We start from the raw sequence: 16,782 nt of genomic DNA, 5'->3' as shown, positions 1-16,782 counted from the left end.
AGGTGCGGGTCAAAGATCCAACACTAGCACACTGCTTTTGGAACGCGAGCAGCAGGGCGTGAATTGGTCATTGGCGGCGTGCTCGTCATCTTCCAGGTAAAGATCGCGGTGGTCCGGCTCGCCCTCCAGCACGCGGGTCAAGCAGGTGCCGCACACGCCTTGTTCGCAGGAGACCATGACCTCGATGCCGTTTTCGGCGAGCACCTGGTGTACCGTCTTGTCCGCGGGTACGGTAAAGCTTTGACCGCTGCTGGCAATGCGCACCTCGAAGCTTCCATCGTCGCTCGATGTCTCGGCGCCGCTGAAATACTCGGTATGTACCCGGTCATCCGTCCAGCCATCGGCCTTGCAGGCGGTCAAGACGGCGTCGATGAACCCCTTGGGGCCGCAGACGTAAACATGGGTATCCGGATCCGGCTGCCCGAGCAGCGTCTCGAGGTTCAGGTGTTGATTTGGTTCGCCATCATCGAAGTGAAAGTGCACCCGCTCGGCGAACGCGGACTCTTTCAGGCGCTGGTAGAACGCGGTTCGTTCCTGCGATCGGGTGCAGTAGTGGAGCTCGAACTCGCCGTTGGTGTGCGCCAGGCGTTCGGCCATGCAGAGCAGCGGGGTAATGCCGATGCCTCCGGCCAGTAGCAGGGTGCGTTTGGCGGGTTCCAGGGGGAAGTGGTTCTTGGGTGCGCTGATCTGCACCAGATCGCCCACCTGCAGCTCGTCGTGCATGGCGTGGGAGCCGCCGCGGGAGGCCGGGTCGCGCAGCACGCCGATCAGGTAGCGCGCGCGGTCGTCCGAGTGGTTGCAAAGTGAATACTGGCGGATGAGCCCCTCTTTGACGCGCACATCGATATGCGCACCGGCGCTAAAGGCCGGGAGCTCCCGGCCGTGCGGATCAGCGAGTTCAAGCGTGACGATATCGAGCGCTTCCTCGTGGCGTGCCTTGACCTCCACGATCAGCGAAGGGGCTGTATGGCTCATTCGCTCGTCTCCGCCGCCGTTTCACGCTCCTCGGTGAGGATGCGGTCGATGATCCGGCGCGCCTGTACACCGCCGCCGTCGATGTTGAGCTTCAGCAGTTGGCGATCCGGATAGGCGAGCAGGTTGCGCTGCTGCGCTTCGAGCATCTCGAGATCCTCTTCGAAAATCTGGCCCTGGCCTTCGCGAATCTTGTCGGTCAGTTCCTGATCCTCGGGCTTGAAGTTGCGCGCCATGCCCCAGAAGTACCAGATCGAGGTGTCGGATTCCGGGGTGATGAAGTCCACCACCACGCTCGAGGCCTTCTTGTCTGCCGGTGCATCGGCGCCGCCGTTGCCCGTGTGGGCGACCCCGACTTCGATCAGCACGTGGCTTGGTGGGGTGAAGCGACAAATTTGCCAGCGGTCCACCGGCACGTCGTCGGCCAGGCCGTTGCCGCGCAGCGCCGCCTGCCAGAAGGGCGGTGCGGAGATGTTTTCCATTTGGCGGCTGGTGATGACCTCGTCGCCATTCGTTTTGGTGTCGGGAGCGGACTCCTCGATCTCGGGCTGGCCGATACTCGAGGCGTGCACGTAGGTCTCGTGGGTCAGGTCCATGAGGTTGTCGATCATCAGCCGATATTCGCAGCCGATGTGGTAAAGGCCACCGCCGTAGGCCCATTCGGGATTATTCGCCCACTCGAGAACCGGGATGAGGTCGGCGTCGGCCTTGTCCGGGTCGCCGGGCCAGATCCAGATAAAGCCATAGCGCTCCTCGACCGGGTAGGACGTGACGCTGGGGAAGCCGCGCACGCGCTGGCCGGGCATGCTGTCACACTTGCCGCTACAGTCCATCTCCAGGCCGTGGTAGCCACACACCAGCTTGCCGTCGCGCACGAACCCCAGCGAGAGCGGCGCGCCGCGGTGGGGGCAGAAGTCCTCCATGGCGGCCACGCGGCCTTCGTCACCGCGGAAGAACACGAGTTGCTTGTTGCAGATGGTCCGTCCTAGCGGCTTGCCGTCCAGTTCATCCGGCGTGCAGGCGACGTACCAGGTATTCAATGGGTAGGGAGCTTGTTGCGTCACGGTGATATCCTCTTTGAAGGTTTCTTTTTTATTGGATCCAAAGTAAAGGACATGAGTGATTTGGTGGTCAACCCATACTTTGGTTTAGCCTTCTTTCGGGGTGGGGCTAAAAGCGGTTGATAAAAAACTGTTGATATAGGGACGCGTTGATGAGTAGCAACGATAAAAGCGTTGCCAGCCGGCTTCGTAAATTGATCGAGGAAGGGGACTACCCGCAAGGTGAGCGGCTGGGCGAAGAGGCCGTCGCCGAGCATCTGGGGGTCTCGAGAACGCCTGTGCGCCTGGCGTTCAGAAGCCTGGAGCAAGAAGGGCTACTCAAGCGGGCGGGTAAGCGCGGTTTTATGGTGCGCGAGTTTACCGAGGCCGACATTCACTGTGCCGTCGAGGTTCGCGGCGTTTTGGAAGGCTTGGCCGCGCGGCGCCTGGCCGAGCAGGGCGTATCGGAAGAGCAGCGCCGTGATTTGTTCTTTTGGATCCAAAAAGGGCGCGAGGTGATCGAGAAGGGGTTTTTGAGTGAGGCCGATATCGAGTGTTGGATCGAACTCAATTACCGTTTTCATGAAAAGATCGTGAATTCAGCCGGTAGTGGTGTCATTGGCGATGCCATTGCGCGTAACAACCACCTGCCCTTCGCGGCCGCGGCCTCCATCGTGATCGACGACAGTGAATTGATCCGTGAATTTAGAAAGTTGCAATTGGCCCAGCTGCATCACGAGCTTATTTATCAGGCGCTTGAAAACGGCGAGGGGGCGCGTGTCGAAATGTTGATGCGCGAGCACGCTTTGATTGGTATTCGCTATGCAGAACGCTTCTGATTCACCGCTCGGCGTCGCTCACCAGACGCCTGTGCCCAAAGGATTTTACAAAAAAGTAGACCAAGGTCGATTAGCTCTGAGGGGATTAGTGGATTAAGGTTGTTTTCATAAAACGAACTAATATTCGTTATGCGAACAAGCGCGTTCTACTGACTGGACTGGAGCTTCTCATGAAAGCAATTTTCACTCGGTGTGCGATTGCCGCCACCATTGCGGGTCTCTCGATGGCCTCAGCCCAGGCGGCCACCACGCTACGTATGGCCCACTTCTGGCCGGGGGCATCCGGTGTCAATGAAGACGTTCTACAAGCCTGGGCCGATACCATTGCCGAAGAGTCCGACGGCGATCTGACGGTACAGATGTTCCCCTCGGGGACGCTTGCCAAGCCCGATTCCATCTACGAAGCGGCGGCCAACGGTATTACCGATATCGGGGCGACGGCGCAGGGGTACACGGCGGGCCGTTTCCCGCTTTCTCAAATCGTCGAGCTACCCGGCGTTGCCAACTCGGCAACCCAAGGCGCGTGCGTGCTGCAAACCCTTTATGACGATGGCCATCTGGATAGCGAGTATGAAGATACGCGCCCGCTTTTCATGTTCACCACCGGGCCTGGCGGTATCCATACCATCGATACCGATGTTCAAACCCCCGCTGACCTGGAAGGCCTGCGTATCCGCCGCCCGACCGCCGTTGCCGGTCAAATGCTGGAGAACATGGGCGCAAGCCCGGTCGGGATGCCAGCGCCGGATATCTATACCGCTATGCAACGCGGCGTCATCGATGGTTTGAGCTTTCCCTGGGAGGGCCTTGCGGGCTTTCGTATCAACGAGTTGGTGAGCTATCACACCGAAGTGCCGTTTTATACGCTGGTGTTCGTTGCCACCATGAATCAGGGCGCTTACGAGCGTTTGACGCCCGAACAGCAGGCGGTGATCGACGATAATTCGGGCATGAAGTGGGCCGAGAAGGCCGGGGAGGTCTTCGATCGCCTGGATGTAGAGGGCAAGCAGGAAGCCGTCGACGCGGGCCACACTATTCGCGAGATAGAAAATCCGCTCGAGCATCCCGATTGGCAAGGCCCGCTGGAAGCTGGTATCGAAACCTACCTGACCCGTCTGGAAGAACGCGGCTTGAGCCAGGCGCGCGATGTCTACGAGGCGGCCTTGAGCGCCAGCGCCGACTGCGCCGCTGACCAGGAGTAATGAATGCAGACTTCCCTGGAAAGGGCCAGCCATGGGCTGGCCCTGTTATGCCGTGTCATTGCCGGGATCGCCCTGGTGGCGCTGCTGATGGTCACGATTGCGGATGTCAGCACACGCTATCTTTACCGGTTGACGGACGGCGCGTTCGCGCTGCGTGTCAGCGGTAGTGTGGAGCTTGTGAGCTATCTCATGCTGTGCTCCTTGCTGGCCGCCATGGCCGCCAACGTCGAAAAAAGCCAGGTCGTGGTCGAGGCATTTTCACACCGTCTGCCCGCCTGGATGAAAAACCGGCTCCATGGTGTTTATCTGTTCGGTTTTGCCGCCTTGGGGCTGGTGCTGTTCACCGGGCTTTTGGATTCGGCGGCCGCGGCGTCGCGACACGGAGAGGTAACCCAGGATTTACGCCTGCCCATGGGGCCCATTTATTACGCCGCGGCCGCCATGAGCCTGATGCTGGGTATTCGCAGCGCCCTGCATGCTTTGCTGGGTGCGCTCTTTGGCGCTGAGGGAGACGTTGCCAATGGGGAGTGAAATGATCGGGGCCATTGGCCTTGGGCTACTACTGGTTCTTATGGTGCTGCGGGTGCCCGTCGCGTTGACCATGCTGGTGATCGGGGTGGGCGGCTTTGCGTGGATCATTAGCTGGGACGCCGCCATCGCGCAGTTGAAGACCGTGCCTATCGAAGTGCTTTCGAACTACAGCTTCAGTGCCGTGCCCATGTTCATCTTGATGGGCGTACTGGCCGCGCATTCGGGCATGGCGGGCAAGCTTTTCGATGCCACGCGCACGATCTGCGGGGGCTGGAAAGGGGGCCTGGCGATCGCCGCGGTGGGGTCGTGCGGGGTATTTTCGGCCATTTCCGGTTCGTCGCTTGCCACGGCGAGCACCATGACCCGGGTGGCCCTGCCGGAAATGGAACGCTATGGCTATAACCGGGGCCTGGCGACCGGCGCTCTTGCCGCTGGCGGCACCCTGGGCATCATGATTCCGCCCAGCATTGCCCTGCTGATCTACGCGATTTTAACCGAGCAGTCCGTTGGTGACATGTTCATGGCCGGGCTCATTCCCGGTCTGATGGGGCTTGTGATGTACGCCCTCACGGTGACGGTGGTGATGCGCCTGCGCCCCCAGCTGGCGGTAGCCGGCGAGCCGACCACTTGGCGGGCGAAGCTGGGCTCGATCTCCGGACTGCTGCCTTTCTTCGCCGTGTTTTTGGTGATGATTCTGGGGATTTATTTCGGTCTTTTTACTCCGACCGAAGGCGCAAGCGTGGGGGCCTTCGCCACGCTTTTGTACGCTTTCTATAAAGGGATGCGCCTGGTCGGTTTATGGCGAAGCCTGCAAGAAACGCTGGCGCTTTCGGCGGTCGTGTTCTTCATGCTGGTGGGTGCCGAGACGCTGGGTTATTTCATCTCGGTCTCGCGGATCTCTTTCTCGATCAGCGATTTTTTGATGGGCGTGGATCTGGCACCCATCGCGATCGTGCTCTGTATCCTGCTGCTCTATTTCGTGCTGGGCATGTTCATGGATTCGATCGCCATGCTGGTGATCACGGTGCCCGTGGTGTATCCCATTATTCAGGCACTGGGTATCGATCCGGTTTGGTTCGGGATTATTACCGTGTTGACCGTGGAGCTTGGGTTGATTACTCCGCCGGTCGGGATGAATGTGTTCGTCATCAAGGCCATGGCCCCCCACGTAAGATTAGGGGAAATCTTCAAAGGCGTAGCGCCGTTTATCGTCTCGGACTTCATCCGCCTGGCGCTTTTGATCGCATTCCCCGTCTTGAGCACGTTTTTCCTGCTTTAGTCTCTCAAAGCGCACCCTGGAAATAGGGCGCGAGCCGAGCGCTGAGCTCGGCTCGATAAGCAGCGCCCTCGATGCGGTTATGGTCGAGCATGTGCTCGAGCAGTTTGGCCCGTTTGCTCGCCGAGGATGGCAGCGCCTTGATATGGGTATCGATCCAGATCAAATGGTGCTCGCTGTCGACCAGTAAATTATCGATGTGCAGGTCACGATGGTAATAGCCCGCCTGGGCAAGTTGAGCGACCTGCTGGCCGAGAGATTCGATAAACGCGTGGCGCCCCTGCTCATCCTGCGCTTCGAAATAGGCGCTGCCCGGTGTGCAATTATTCATGTACTCCATCGCATAGAGTGACCCCAGCGGGTTCAGAAAGTTGAGCGCTACGCCGTAACAGCGCACGTCCACCGTGCGCTGGCCCAGCTTTTTGAGGACCCGGCGGCTTTTGAACTCCTTGTGAGCATCGTAGGAACCCGCCAAGCGCTTGGAGAGGATATCGCGCCCCAGCCAGCGCCAGAAATTCTGCCGGGGGGAGTACTTGTCGCCCACCAGCTTGAACAGGGTGCTCGACTGCGGTTGGGCATAAAAGCGACTGCTGCTCTGCGCATCGAGCTGTGGCATGGGCTGCAGCTCGCCAAGGCTTAGCAAGCGGGCATTCTGGGTGTCGCGGACAAGGTACCAGGACGGTCTTTCGGGAAAGATGAAGCGCTGTAATTTTTTCTTCATTGAAATCTTGGATAATGACGTTAATCGGGGGAGCTACGTTCGCAGCGCCGACGGCCGGTTGATCGATCTACCCCGCTAGTGCGTTAACAGGTGCGTTTGCCGCTGGCGAAATTCGCGCGGGGCCTGCGCCGTATTGCGCTTGAAAAAGCGCGTAAAGTACGCCGGCTCGGAGAACCCCAGGCTATCGGCGATTTCGGCAACCGTCATGTTAGTGTAGGTAAGTTGCCGCTTGGCTTCCAATAACACGCGCTCGTGCAGGAGTTGCAGCGCGCTGAGCCCCGCTTGTTTGCGACACGTCAAATTGAGGTGGGCGCTGCTCATGCCTAGCTGGTCTGCCAGCATAGCGATGCTGGGTTGCTGGCGGTAGTGTGTTTCGACCAATGCCTGAAAACGCTCGAAGTGCTGACGCCCTTTCTCGCTTCGCTGGGAACGGCGGCTTTTGATGCTTGTCTTTTCAGGCAGTGTGAGGCGCTCCAGCTCGATCGCCAGCGCCTGCGCTAATATCTCCAGTAGCTGACGACGCCCCGGTGCCGGTCGATGGTACTCCTGACTGATTTGGCCGACCAGCGTGGCGATCTGCTGCTGGTTGCTGGCGCCTTCCAAACGATAAAACCCCGCCTTCGACAGTACTCTGCTCCCTTCCAGGGCGCGGGAAAGGTGCTCGGCCAAAGGTTTGGCGAGGGTAATGATGTCGCCCTCCACGTCAGCAGAGAAACGAAAACCGTGAATCGTCATGGCCGGTACCACGATCGTCCCCATATCCTGGAAGTGGTGATGGGCGCCCTCCAGCTCCAGCGCTACGCTGCCCCGCTTGATCAACAGGATATGCACGAGATCGGCGTGCCGGTGTGGGCGAATACGCCAATCGTGCAAGCGGCTGCGCTCGGCAATGGATTCACAGTGCAGCAAGTCCGGCGTCGGCCAGTGCTCGGTTTCGCCGTATAGCTTGAAGACGGGGACGATCGGGCGCTGTGTCATCGGGCGGCAATCACCGTGTTCGACCAAGGTGGGTCATGGATACGTGAAAAGTCCAAGAGACTCTCGATATTCTGCCTTATTTTAGTGCCTTTATCGGTCAAAAATACAAGCCAGACGTTTTGCTTGATAATAATGACGATGAGGCCTCCCCCATGAAGACACAGGTTGCGATTATCGGTGCCGGCCCTGCCGGACTGCTGCTGGGACAATTACTGCATCGCCAGGGTATCGACAACGTGATCGTCGAGCGGCGCAGCGGCGAGTACGTGCTTGGCCGTATACGGGCGGGCGTGCTCGAGCAGGGCATGGTGGATTTGCTGCGCGAAGCCGGCGTCGAGGAGCGCATGGACCAGGAGGGCATGCCTCACGATGGTTTCGAGCTGGCCTTCGATAACCGCCGCGTGCGCGTTGCGTTGGATGAGTTGACCGGCGGCAGCAAAGTGATGGTCTACGGACAGACCGAGGTGACCCGCGATTTGATGCAGGCCCGCGAGGCGGCGGGTGCCACGACGCTTTATGAAGCTGAAAATGTTCAGCCTTTCGATCTGGAAAGCGACTCGCCCTATTTAACCTTCGAACACAACGGCGAAACCGTGCGGCTCGACTGCGACTATATCGCCGGGTGCGATGGCTATCACGGCGTTTCCCGCCAGGCCATTCCCGAAGACCGCCTGACCGAGTTCGAAAAGGTTTACCCGTTTGGCTGGCTCGGCATGTTATCGGATACGCCGCCGGTCTCCGATGAGCTGATCTATGCCCGCCACCCGCGCGGTTTCAGCCTATGCAGCATGCGCTCCGCGACCCGCAGCCGTTACTACCTGCAGGTGCCGCTGGATGAAAAAGTCGAAGACTGGTCGGACGAGCGTTTTTGGGAGGAGCTCAAGCGCCGTTTGCCCGACGAGGTGGCCGAACAGCTTGTGACCGGCCCCTCGATCGAAAAGAGCATCGCGCCGCTGCGCAGCTACGTGGTCGAGCCCATGCAGTACGGCAAGCTGTTTCTGGTGGGCGACGCCGCGCATATCGTCCCACCTACCGGCGCCAAGGGGCTGAACCTGGCCGCCAGCGACGTGAATACGCTTTACCGGCTGATGGTGAAGGTCTATCACGATGGCCGCACGGATCTGATCGAGCGCTATTCGCAAACGTGCCTAAAGCGCATCTGGAAAGCCGAGCGTTTCTCCTGGTGGATGACCTCGATGCTGCATAACTTCTCTGATGAAGAGGATTTCAACAGCCGCATGCAGCTAGCGGAGCTCGATTACGTAACCAGCTCTCGAGCCGGTTTGACGACGATTGCCGAGAACTATGTAGGGTTACCTTACGAGCCGCTGGAGTAGCGACTTTTTCGAGTCTGCTTGATACAACAAAGCCCAGGCAAGGCCTGGGCTTTGTATCGGAACGAGCCCGTTTCCCGTGTCAACACTCGATCGCATTCACCGCCAGCCCTCCCTTGGAGGTCTCCTTGTACTTGTCGAGCATGTCGCGGCCGGTGTCGCGCATGGTGCGGATCACTTTATCCAGCGAGATGAAATGGCTGCCGTCGCCACGTAGGGCCATTTGCGCGGCGTTGATCGCCTTGACGGTGGCGATGGCGTTGCGCTCGATGCAGGGCACCTGAACGAGGCCGCCCACCGGGTCGCAGGTCAGCCCCAGGTTGTGCTCCAGGCCGATTTCCGCGGCGTGCTCGACCTGTTCCGGGGTGGCGCCCATCACCTCGGCAAGCCCTGCGGCGGCCATGGCGCAGGCGGAACCTACCTCGCCTTGGCAGCCCACCTCGGCCCCAGAAATCGAGGCGTTTTTCTTGCATAGGATACCGATCGCGCCGGCGGCGAGCAGAAAATCCACCACGTTGCGCTCAGAGGCGCCCGCCTGAAACTTCATGTAGTAGTGCAGCACCGCCGGGATGATGCCCGCAGCACCATTGGTGGGGGCGGTCACCATGCGCCCGCCGGCGGCGTTTTCCTCGTTCACGGCCAGCGCGAAGATGTTGACCCACTCCATGGCGGAGAAGGTGGTCGCGATCAGGCAGGGGTCCTGTTCGGCGGCCGATAGGCGTTGATGCAGAAGTTTGGCGCGGCGTTTGACGTTGAGCCCCCCGGGCAGCACGCCTTCGTGGGTCAGCCCGTTGTCGACGCACTCGCACATCACCTGCCAAATGCGCCAAAGCTCGTCGCGCACCGCCTGCTCGGGCCGCCAGGTTTTTTCGTTGGCCATCATCAACTGGCTGACGCTCATGTTTTCGCGCTTGCAAAGCGCCAGCAGCTCTTCGGCGGAGTTGAAGTCGAAGGGGATCTCGGCGGTGTCCATGTCTTCGAGCTTGGCGTCCACCTGGCTTTGGTCGACCACGAAGCCGCCGCCCACCGAGTAGTAGGTGTTTTCGAGTAGCGTTCGGCCGTCTTCGGCAAACGCGCAGAGCTTCATGGCGTTGGGATGATGGGGCAGGCTCTCTTCGTGAAACACCAAATCCCGATCCCACACGAAGGCCACGTCCTGCTGGCGACAAAATGACAGGCGCTGGGTCTCTTTGAGCGCGCTGATGGCTGGGCCGATGATCGCCGGGTCGATCGTGTCCGGGCGCTCGCCGAGTAGGCCCATGATGATGGCGTGGTCGGTGGCGTGGCCGATGCCCGTGGCCGAGAGCGAGCCGTAAAGATGTACTTCCAGACGGCTGACCTGGCCGAGCATCTGGCCCTCGTCTACGGCCTTGGCAAACTTGAAGGCCGCCATCATGGGGCCGACCGTGTGCGAGCTGGATGGACCGACGCCAATCTTGAAAAGATCGAAGACACTGATAGGCATGGGAGACCTCTGAATTGAGAGTATAAAGCCCGCTCACTGAGTATAGGACACGCGGCGCGCAGTGATGCCGCGCCGTCGCACGCGCTACTCGGCAAGCAGATTTCATTGTTGTTGTGCTGTGCCCATCACGTGGGCCGCAAAGGCCAGGCGATACTAGTTACCGAACACCACGGTGCGGCCGTTGTGCAAGAACACGCGCCGCTCGAGGTGGTAGCCAATCGCCCGGGCGAGCGTCAGGCATTCGATATCGCGCCCCTTGGCCACCAGGTCCTCCGGATAGTGCGCGTGGTCCACCGGCTCGACGCCCTGGGCGATGATCGGGCCTTCGTCCAGGTCGTTATTGATGTAGTGGGCGGTGGCGCCGACGAGCTTCACCCCCTTGTCGTAGGCCTGGTGGTAGGGTTTGGCGCCCTTGAATCCCGGCAAAAGCGAATGGTGAATGTTGATCGCCCGCCCGTCCAGTAGTTCGCACATACGAGGTGAAAGTACTTGCATGTAGCGTGCCAGTATCACCAGCTCCGCGCCGGTTTCTTCGATGATATCGAGCACCTGGGCTTCCTGCTCGGCCTTGGTGTCCGGGGTGATGGGTAAGTAATGGTAGGGCAGGTCGTGCCAGTCGGCCAGCGCTTCTAAATCCGGATGATTGGAGATGATCGCCCGGATATCCAGCGGCAACTGCCCGGTGCGGTAACGGTAGAGCAGATCGTTCAGGCAGTGGTCCGCCTTGGAGACCAGAATGACCGTCCCGGTGCGCTTGGCCGGCGGCGTCAGCTCGAAGGCCATCTCGAACGCGTCAGCGCGGGACGTGAAATCCTCCAGGAACGCCTGCTCGTTGAACGGCTCGCGCTCCGGGCGAAACTCCGCGCGAATGAAGAAACGCTCGCCGAGCCGATCATCGAAGGAGCTCAGCTCGGTAATGTAGCAGTGTTGCTCCTTTAAGAAGCGGGTCACGACATCGACCGTCCCCAGAATACTGGGGCATTGGGCGGTGATAATCCAGGTATCCGTCATTCGGCTCATGGCGCGTCTCATTCATCCACAGTCAGGGGTGGCCGGCGGGGCCGGCCGAAGTGTTTGTTATTGTGTGTCGATCCCGTACTCTTTCGCTGCATCGAGCAGCCAGCGGTAGCAGTAGTCGGCAAAGCTTCGCCTGAGCACCAGCTCCCACTCGGTGTCAGACGAGCGGCGCAGCACCACGCTCGCCTTGGCGAATACCGTGGTGACGCCCTTGCCCACCGGGAAGGCGCTGGGGTGAACATCGAAGGAGATCGATTTCATCAGCACTTCGCGCGCGTTCGGGCCGCTCAAGGTGAGCAGCGTTTGGCCGCCGCTGACGTTGACGATGCTGAAGTGGGCATCCCCCAGGGTGTCGCGCAGGGAACGCTCAAGGGCGAACTCTTCGCCGCCGGGCACGATCACCAGCCACTCGTCCGGCGAGATCCACTGAATCGAGCGTTCGCCGCTTTCGTCCTGTGTCACGGTGTTGGGTTTGGCGGGAAGACTCAGCCCCAGCACCTGGCGCACCGCCTCGTCCAGCACGATAGCGCCACCGCGCAGCACCAGATGGCCCATTAGGGCTTTTTCGCGCAGCACCACACCCGGCGACGCTTGGCGCGCCTCCGGCGTCGCTTGCTGCTGGTAGCTCCAGGCCAGCGGCGACTCGACCGCTGGGTTGCCGTCAGGCACGGTGTTGAACTCCTGCACGTTCGATACGCTCGCGTTAGACATGCTGACGCTCTCCTTTCGGGTCGATGAAGACGGGGCTTACGATTTCGGCCTCGTGCATCGTGCCGTCGGTCATGGGCAGGTAGACGGTCTGGCCCATGCGCTCGCGGCCTTCGACCACCACGGCCAGGGCGAAGCCGTGGCCCAATGACGGGCTGTAGTAGCTCGACGTGACGTGGCCCTTCATCGCCATGGGAATGCTTTGCGTACCATCGAACACGATCTGCGCGCCCTCTTCGAGTACCACGCTTGGGTCTTTGGGCTTCAGGCCGACGAACTGTTTGCGGTCGCCGCGGATGGTGTCCGGGCGGCTCAGCGCGCGCTTGCCGATCCAGGGGAAGGGTTTGTCGTAGCCGATTGCCCACTGCATGCCCAAATCTTCCGGGGTCACCGAGCCGTCGGTGTCCTGGCCGACGATGATCAGGCCTTTTTCGGCGCGCAGCACGTGCATGGTTTCGGTGCCGTAGGGCGTCAAATCGAACTTCTCGCCGTGCTCGAAGAGCTTTTTCCAGACGTGCAGGGCGTAGTTGGCCTGAACGTTGATCTCGTAAGCAAGCTCCCCGGTAAACGAGATCCGGAACACCCGCGCCGGTACCCCGGCCACGTTGCCTTCCTTCCAGTCCATGAACTTGAACTGCTCTTTATCCAGATCGATATCGGTGACTTCCGCCATCAGCTTGCGCGCGTCCGGCCCGGTCACGGTCATGGTCGCCCAGTGGTCGGTCACCGAGTTGAAGTAGACCTGTAGTTCCGGCCACTCGGTCTGGTGCCAAAGCTCCAGCCACTCCATCACGCCCGCCGCACCGCCGGTGGTGGTGGTCATCAGGAAGTGGTTGTCGCCCAGGCAGCTGGTGGTGCCGTCGTCCATCAGCATGCCGTCTTCTTTACACATCAAGCCGTAACGCACGCGGCCGACGTCGAGCTTGGCCCACTTGTTGGTGTAAACGCGGCCCAGGAATTCGCGGGCGTCCGGGCCCTGAATGTCGATCTTGCCAAGCGTCGAGGCATCCAGAATCCCCACGCCTTCGCGCACCGCCAGGCACTCTCGGGCGACCGCCTCGTGCATGGTCTCCATGCGCTCGTTACCGTCTGCGCGGCGTTTTTTGGGAAAGTACCAAGGGCGCTTCCACTGGCCGACGTCCTCGAACTCGGCGCCGTTTTCCAGATGCCACTCGTGCATCGCAGTGTAGCGTTTCGGGTCGAAAAGCTCGTTGCAGTGGCGGCCGACGATGGCGCCAAAGGTGATCGGCGTGTAGTTGGGGCGGAAAACCGTCGTGCCCACCTCGGGGATCGAGCGGTTCAAACAGCGCGCGGCGATCGCCATGCCGTTGATGTTGCCAAGCTTGCCCTGGTCGGTACCAAAGCCCAGCGCGGTGTAGCGCTTGACGTGCTCGATGGACTCGAAGCCTTCCCGGGTGGCGACTTCGATACCGGCGGCGGTCACGTCGTTTTGCAAATCGACGAACTGCTTGGGCGCGCGCAGCGCGCTCTTCTCGTGGGGGACCTGGTAAAGCGCGCAGCCCAAACCGTCGCGGCGGGGCTGCGTTTCGGGCAGTGCGATCGCTTGGGCGTCGTCGAAGCCGCTTGCTAGGGCCGCTTGTTGGCCGGCGCGAGTGCTGTTGGCCAGCGTCTCGGTGAGCGCGAAGTGGCCGGCCACGCCGCCTACCGAGACCATGCCTTTTACTTCGCCGGGCACGAAGCCTAAAAGCTCGTCGTTCCATACCGGCCGAGTGCCGGTGTGCGAGGAGAGATGCACCACCGGGCTATAGCCGCCGGAGCTTGCGATGGTGTCGCACTCAAGATCCTCGGTTTTACCGGTGACCACGAAGCGCTCCAAATCGATGGCGCAAACGCGGGCGCCGGTAACGCGCTGATTGCCGCGCGCCTCGACGACGGAGCTTGCGGTGATCACGCGAATGCCGCTGTCCCGCGCCTGGCGCACCAGGTCGCCGTCCGGGTTGGCGCGGGCGTCGACGATGGCGACCACCTCGCGGCCGGCCTCTTTCCAGTCGAGTGCGGCGCGGTAGGCGTGGTCGTTGCTGGTCGAGAGCACCAGTTTCTTACCCGGCACCACGGCGTAGCGACGGATATAGGTCGATACCGCGCCGGCGAGCATGGTGCCGGGCAGGTCGTTGTTGGCGAACACCAGCGGGCGTTCGTGAGTGCCGCTCGCCAGTACCACTTGGGTGGCACGCACGCGATGCAGCCGCGCGCGGGACTTACCGGGGAAGCCGGCTTCGCGAGCGGTGTCGGCCAGGTGCTCGGTGCGCCGCTCGTGCAGCGTCACGAAGTTGTGGTCGTGGTAGCCGTTGGCGGTGGTGCGCGGTAGAAGCGTGACGTTCTCCAGGCCTGCCAGCTCTTTGACGCTCTCCTCGACCCAGCGCGTGGCGGAAACGCCGCCCAGCGTTTCGCGGCTATCCAAAAGCGAGCCGCCCATCTCTTCCTGCTCGTCGCAGAGGATCACCCGGGCGCCAGCGCGGGCGGCGGTCAGTGCCGCCGTTAGCCCGGCAGGGCCGGCGCCCACGACCATTACGTCGCAGTGGTGGTGCATGTGGTCGTAGATATCCGGGTCGGACTCGGTCGGCGCCCGGCCAAGGCCCGCGCCCTTGCGGATGTACTTTTCGTAGGTCATCCACATGGAGGCCGGGGCCATGAAGGTCTTGTAGTAAAAGCCTGGCGGCATGAAACCACCCCCCAGGCGGCCGACCCAGCTCATCACGTCGCGCTGGACGTTGGGCCAGCCGTTGGTGCTGCGCGCGACCAGGCCTTTATAAAGCGCCTGCTGAGTCGCGCGTACGTTGGGCACCTGGGTGTCGTCCCGGGCGCCGAGCTGGACCACGGCATTAGGCTCTTCGGCGCCGGCGGCGACGATGCCGCGGGCTCGCGAATACTTAAAGCTGCGGTTGACGATGTCCACGCCGTTGGCGAGCAAGGCCGAGGCCAGGGTGTCGCCCTTGAGGCCGTGGTAGCGCTGGCCGTTGAAGGTGAACTCGAGCACTTGAGAGCGATCGACACGACCGCCGGCATCGATACGATTGGTCTGCGTCATGACGAAGCCTCCTCGTTCAGGGCCTTTGTTTCGGGCTGGGCACCGATGGTTTGCCAGCCGCCGTCGGCGGTTTGTACGCCCTCTTCCTTGCGGACTTTTTCGGACTCGGCGGTGATGGTCGGCTGCTCGCCCATCGGGTAGGTCTCGAGGATTTCGTAGGTCACCGTGTTGCGGGTGATGTTGAAAAACTTGCGACAGCCCACCGAGTGCACCCACATTTCATGGTGAATACCGCGCGGGTTATCGCGAAAGAACAGGTAGTCGCCCCACTCTTCGTCGGTGGTGTTGTCCGGGTCCGCGGGGCGCATCAGGTGAGCCTGCCCGCGAGGGTGAAACTCCTCTTCCTCGCGGTGCTCCTGGCAGTAGGGGCATAAGATATAAAACATGGTGGCTCTCCTCAGTGCGCAACGCCGGCGGCGCCGTGTTCGTCGATCAACGCGCCGGTGTGGAAGCGGTCGATGGAGAAAGGCGCGGCGATCGGGTGCATTTCACCCTTGGCCAGGCTTGCCGCAAACACGTGGCCGGAGCCGGGGGTGGCCTTGAAGCCGCCGGTGCCCCAGCCGCAGTTGAAATAAAGCCCCTTCACCTTCGTTTTCGAAAGTATCGGGCAGGCGTCCGGGCAGGTGTCGACGATGCCGCCCCACTGGCGGTTCATGCGCACCCGCGAGAACATCGGGAACATCTCGACGATGGCCTGCAGGGTGTGCTCGATGGTGGGGTAGCTGCCGCGCTGGCCATAACCCACGTAGCCGTCGATACCCGCGCCGATGACCAAATCGCCCTTGTCGGACTGGCTAACGTAGCCGTGCACGTGATTCGACATGGTGACGGTGTTGAGCACCGGCTTGAGCGGCTCGGAAACGAGCGCCTGCAGCGGGTGGGACTCGAGCGGCAGCTTGATGCCCGCCATGTTGGCCAGCACCCCGGAGTTACCCGCCGCCACGCAGCCCACGGTATTGGCTTCGATGTCGCCGCGGTTGGTGTGCACGCCCAGCACCTTGCCATCGCGAATCTTGAATCCGGTGACTTCGGTGTTTTGCAGAAGATCCACGCCCAGGGCGTCGGCGGCGCGGGCGTAGCCCCAGGCCACCGCGTCGTGACGGGCAACGCCCGCGCTTTTCTGCCAAGAGGCCCCCATGATCGGATAGCGCGCGCGGTTGGAGATATCCAGCTCCGGCTCGATCTCCTTGATCTGCTGCGGGGTCACCACTTCACTATCCACGCCGTTCAAGCGGTTGGCGTGGACGCGGCGCTGAATGTCGCGCATGTCCTGCAGGGTGTGGCCCAGGTTCAATACCCCGCGCTGGGAGAACATGACGTTGTAGTTCAAATCCTGGGAAAGGCCTTTCCACAAGTCGAGGGAGTGGTTGTAAAGTCTGGCGGCTTCGTCCCACAGGTAGTTGGAGCGCACGATGGTGGTGTTGCGCGCGGTGTTGCCGCCGCCCAGCCAGCCTTTTTCGACCACGGCGACGTTCTTGACGCCGAACTCCTTGGCCAGGTAGTAGGCGGTGGCCAAACCGTGGCCGCCGCCGCCGACGATGATCACGTCATAGCGTTTTTTGGGCTCGGGGTTGCGCCACTGGCGCTCCCAGTTCTCGTGATGGCCGAGCGCATGTTTGACCAATCCGAAGCCGGAATAACGTTGCATAA

General features: G+C 61.3%; 15 protein-coding genes. 5 read left to right on the top strand and 10 right to left on the bottom strand.

Annotated elements, in window-relative coordinates; all coding sequences use genetic code 11:
• Positions 1-9 precede the first annotated feature (9 nt).
• On the bottom strand, positions 10-975 hold the full coding sequence (locus ACWFVE_RS16610; protein WP_447530368.1) for a PDR/VanB family oxidoreductase: 966 nt from the start codon (positions 973-975) through the stop codon (positions 10-12).
• Positions 972-2,036, bottom strand: coding sequence for an aromatic ring-hydroxylating dioxygenase subunit alpha (locus ACWFVE_RS16605; protein WP_447530367.1), 1,065 nt, complete (start codon positions 2,034-2,036; stop codon positions 972-974). Before ACWFVE_RS16605 ends, ACWFVE_RS16610 begins: the two co-directional genes overlap by 4 nt.
• Positions 2,037-2,185: 149 nt before the next feature.
• On the opposite strand from ACWFVE_RS16605, the gene ACWFVE_RS16600 reads away from it, so the two are divergent.
• The 4 genes from ACWFVE_RS16600 (at position 2,186) to ACWFVE_RS16585 (ending at position 5,863) form a co-directional block, all read left to right on the top strand.
• Positions 2,186-2,851, top strand: coding sequence for a GntR family transcriptional regulator (locus ACWFVE_RS16600; RefSeq protein ID WP_447530366.1), 666 nt, complete (start codon positions 2,186-2,188; stop codon positions 2,849-2,851).
• Positions 2,852-3,021: 170 nt separating this feature from the next.
• On the top strand, positions 3,022-4,053 hold the full coding sequence (locus tag ACWFVE_RS16595; protein ID WP_447530365.1) for a TRAP transporter substrate-binding protein: 1,032 nt from the start codon (positions 3,022-3,024) through the stop codon (positions 4,051-4,053).
• A 3-nt stretch (positions 4,054-4,056) separates the two neighbouring features.
• On the top strand, positions 4,057-4,584 hold the full coding sequence (locus tag ACWFVE_RS16590; RefSeq protein ID WP_447530364.1) for a TRAP transporter small permease: 528 nt from the start codon (positions 4,057-4,059) through the stop codon (positions 4,582-4,584).
• Positions 4,574-5,863: a TRAP transporter large permease gene (locus tag ACWFVE_RS16585; RefSeq protein WP_447530363.1), complete on the top strand. Its 1,290-nt coding sequence runs from the start codon at positions 4,574-4,576 to the stop codon at positions 5,861-5,863. Before ACWFVE_RS16590 ends, ACWFVE_RS16585 begins: the two co-directional genes overlap by 11 nt.
• Before the next feature lie 4 nt (positions 5,864-5,867).
• Here ACWFVE_RS16585 and ACWFVE_RS16580 read toward each other — a convergent pair whose 3' ends face one another.
• Both ACWFVE_RS16580 and ACWFVE_RS16575 read right to left on the bottom strand, forming a co-directional pair.
• The gene (locus ACWFVE_RS16580) at positions 5,868-6,581 is read right to left on the bottom strand and encodes a lipopolysaccharide kinase InaA family protein (RefSeq protein ID WP_447530362.1); all 714 of its coding nucleotides are present in this window, start codon (positions 6,579-6,581) and stop codon (positions 5,868-5,870) included.
• Positions 6,582-6,656: 75 nt separating this feature from the next.
• Positions 6,657-7,559, bottom strand: a complete 903-nt coding sequence (locus ACWFVE_RS16575; protein ID WP_447530361.1) for a helix-turn-helix domain-containing protein — start codon at positions 7,557-7,559, stop codon at positions 6,657-6,659.
• Between the two features lie 152 nt (positions 7,560-7,711).
• Between ACWFVE_RS16575 and pobA the strand changes: the two genes are divergently transcribed.
• On the top strand, positions 7,712-8,896 hold the full coding sequence (pobA, locus tag ACWFVE_RS16570; protein WP_447530360.1) for a 4-hydroxybenzoate 3-monooxygenase: 1,185 nt from the start codon (positions 7,712-7,714) through the stop codon (positions 8,894-8,896).
• Between the two features lie 79 nt (positions 8,897-8,975).
• Here the strand turns inward: pobA and ACWFVE_RS16565 are convergent, their stop codons facing one another.
• From ACWFVE_RS16565 to ACWFVE_RS16540, 6 genes are all read right to left on the bottom strand, one after another.
• Positions 8,976-10,358, bottom strand: coding sequence for an L-serine ammonia-lyase (locus tag ACWFVE_RS16565; protein ID WP_447530359.1), 1,383 nt, complete (start codon positions 10,356-10,358; stop codon positions 8,976-8,978).
• 153 nt (positions 10,359-10,511) lie between these two features.
• The gene (gene purU, locus ACWFVE_RS16560; RefSeq protein ID WP_447530358.1) at positions 10,512-11,378 is read right to left on the bottom strand and encodes a formyltetrahydrofolate deformylase; all 867 of its coding nucleotides are present in this window, start codon (positions 11,376-11,378) and stop codon (positions 10,512-10,514) included.
• Positions 11,379-11,435: 57 nt separating this feature from the next.
• A complete protein-coding gene (locus ACWFVE_RS16555; RefSeq protein WP_447530357.1) occupies positions 11,436-12,086 on the bottom strand; it encodes a sarcosine oxidase subunit gamma in 651 nt (216 codons plus the stop codon).
• Positions 12,079-15,132 carry a sarcosine oxidase subunit alpha family protein gene (locus ACWFVE_RS16550; protein WP_447530356.1) on the bottom strand — a complete coding sequence of 1,018 codons (3,054 nt, stop codon included), beginning with the start codon at positions 15,130-15,132 and terminating at the stop codon, positions 12,079-12,081. Before ACWFVE_RS16550 ends, ACWFVE_RS16555 begins: the two co-directional genes overlap by 8 nt.
• On the bottom strand, positions 15,129-15,518 hold the full coding sequence (locus ACWFVE_RS16545) for a sarcosine oxidase subunit delta (RefSeq protein ID WP_447530355.1): 390 nt from the start codon (positions 15,516-15,518) through the stop codon (positions 15,129-15,131). Before ACWFVE_RS16545 ends, ACWFVE_RS16550 begins: the two co-directional genes overlap by 4 nt.
• 11 nt (positions 15,519-15,529) lie before the next feature.
• Positions 15,530-16,780 carry a sarcosine oxidase subunit beta family protein gene (locus tag ACWFVE_RS16540; RefSeq protein WP_447530354.1) on the bottom strand — a complete coding sequence of 417 codons (1,251 nt, stop codon included), beginning with the start codon at positions 16,778-16,780 and terminating at the stop codon, positions 15,530-15,532.
• Positions 16,781-16,782 lie beyond the last annotated feature (2 nt).

The organism is Vreelandella mediterranea (genome assembly GCF_970647075.1).
This window is presented reverse-complemented; position numbering and strand designations above follow the sequence as displayed.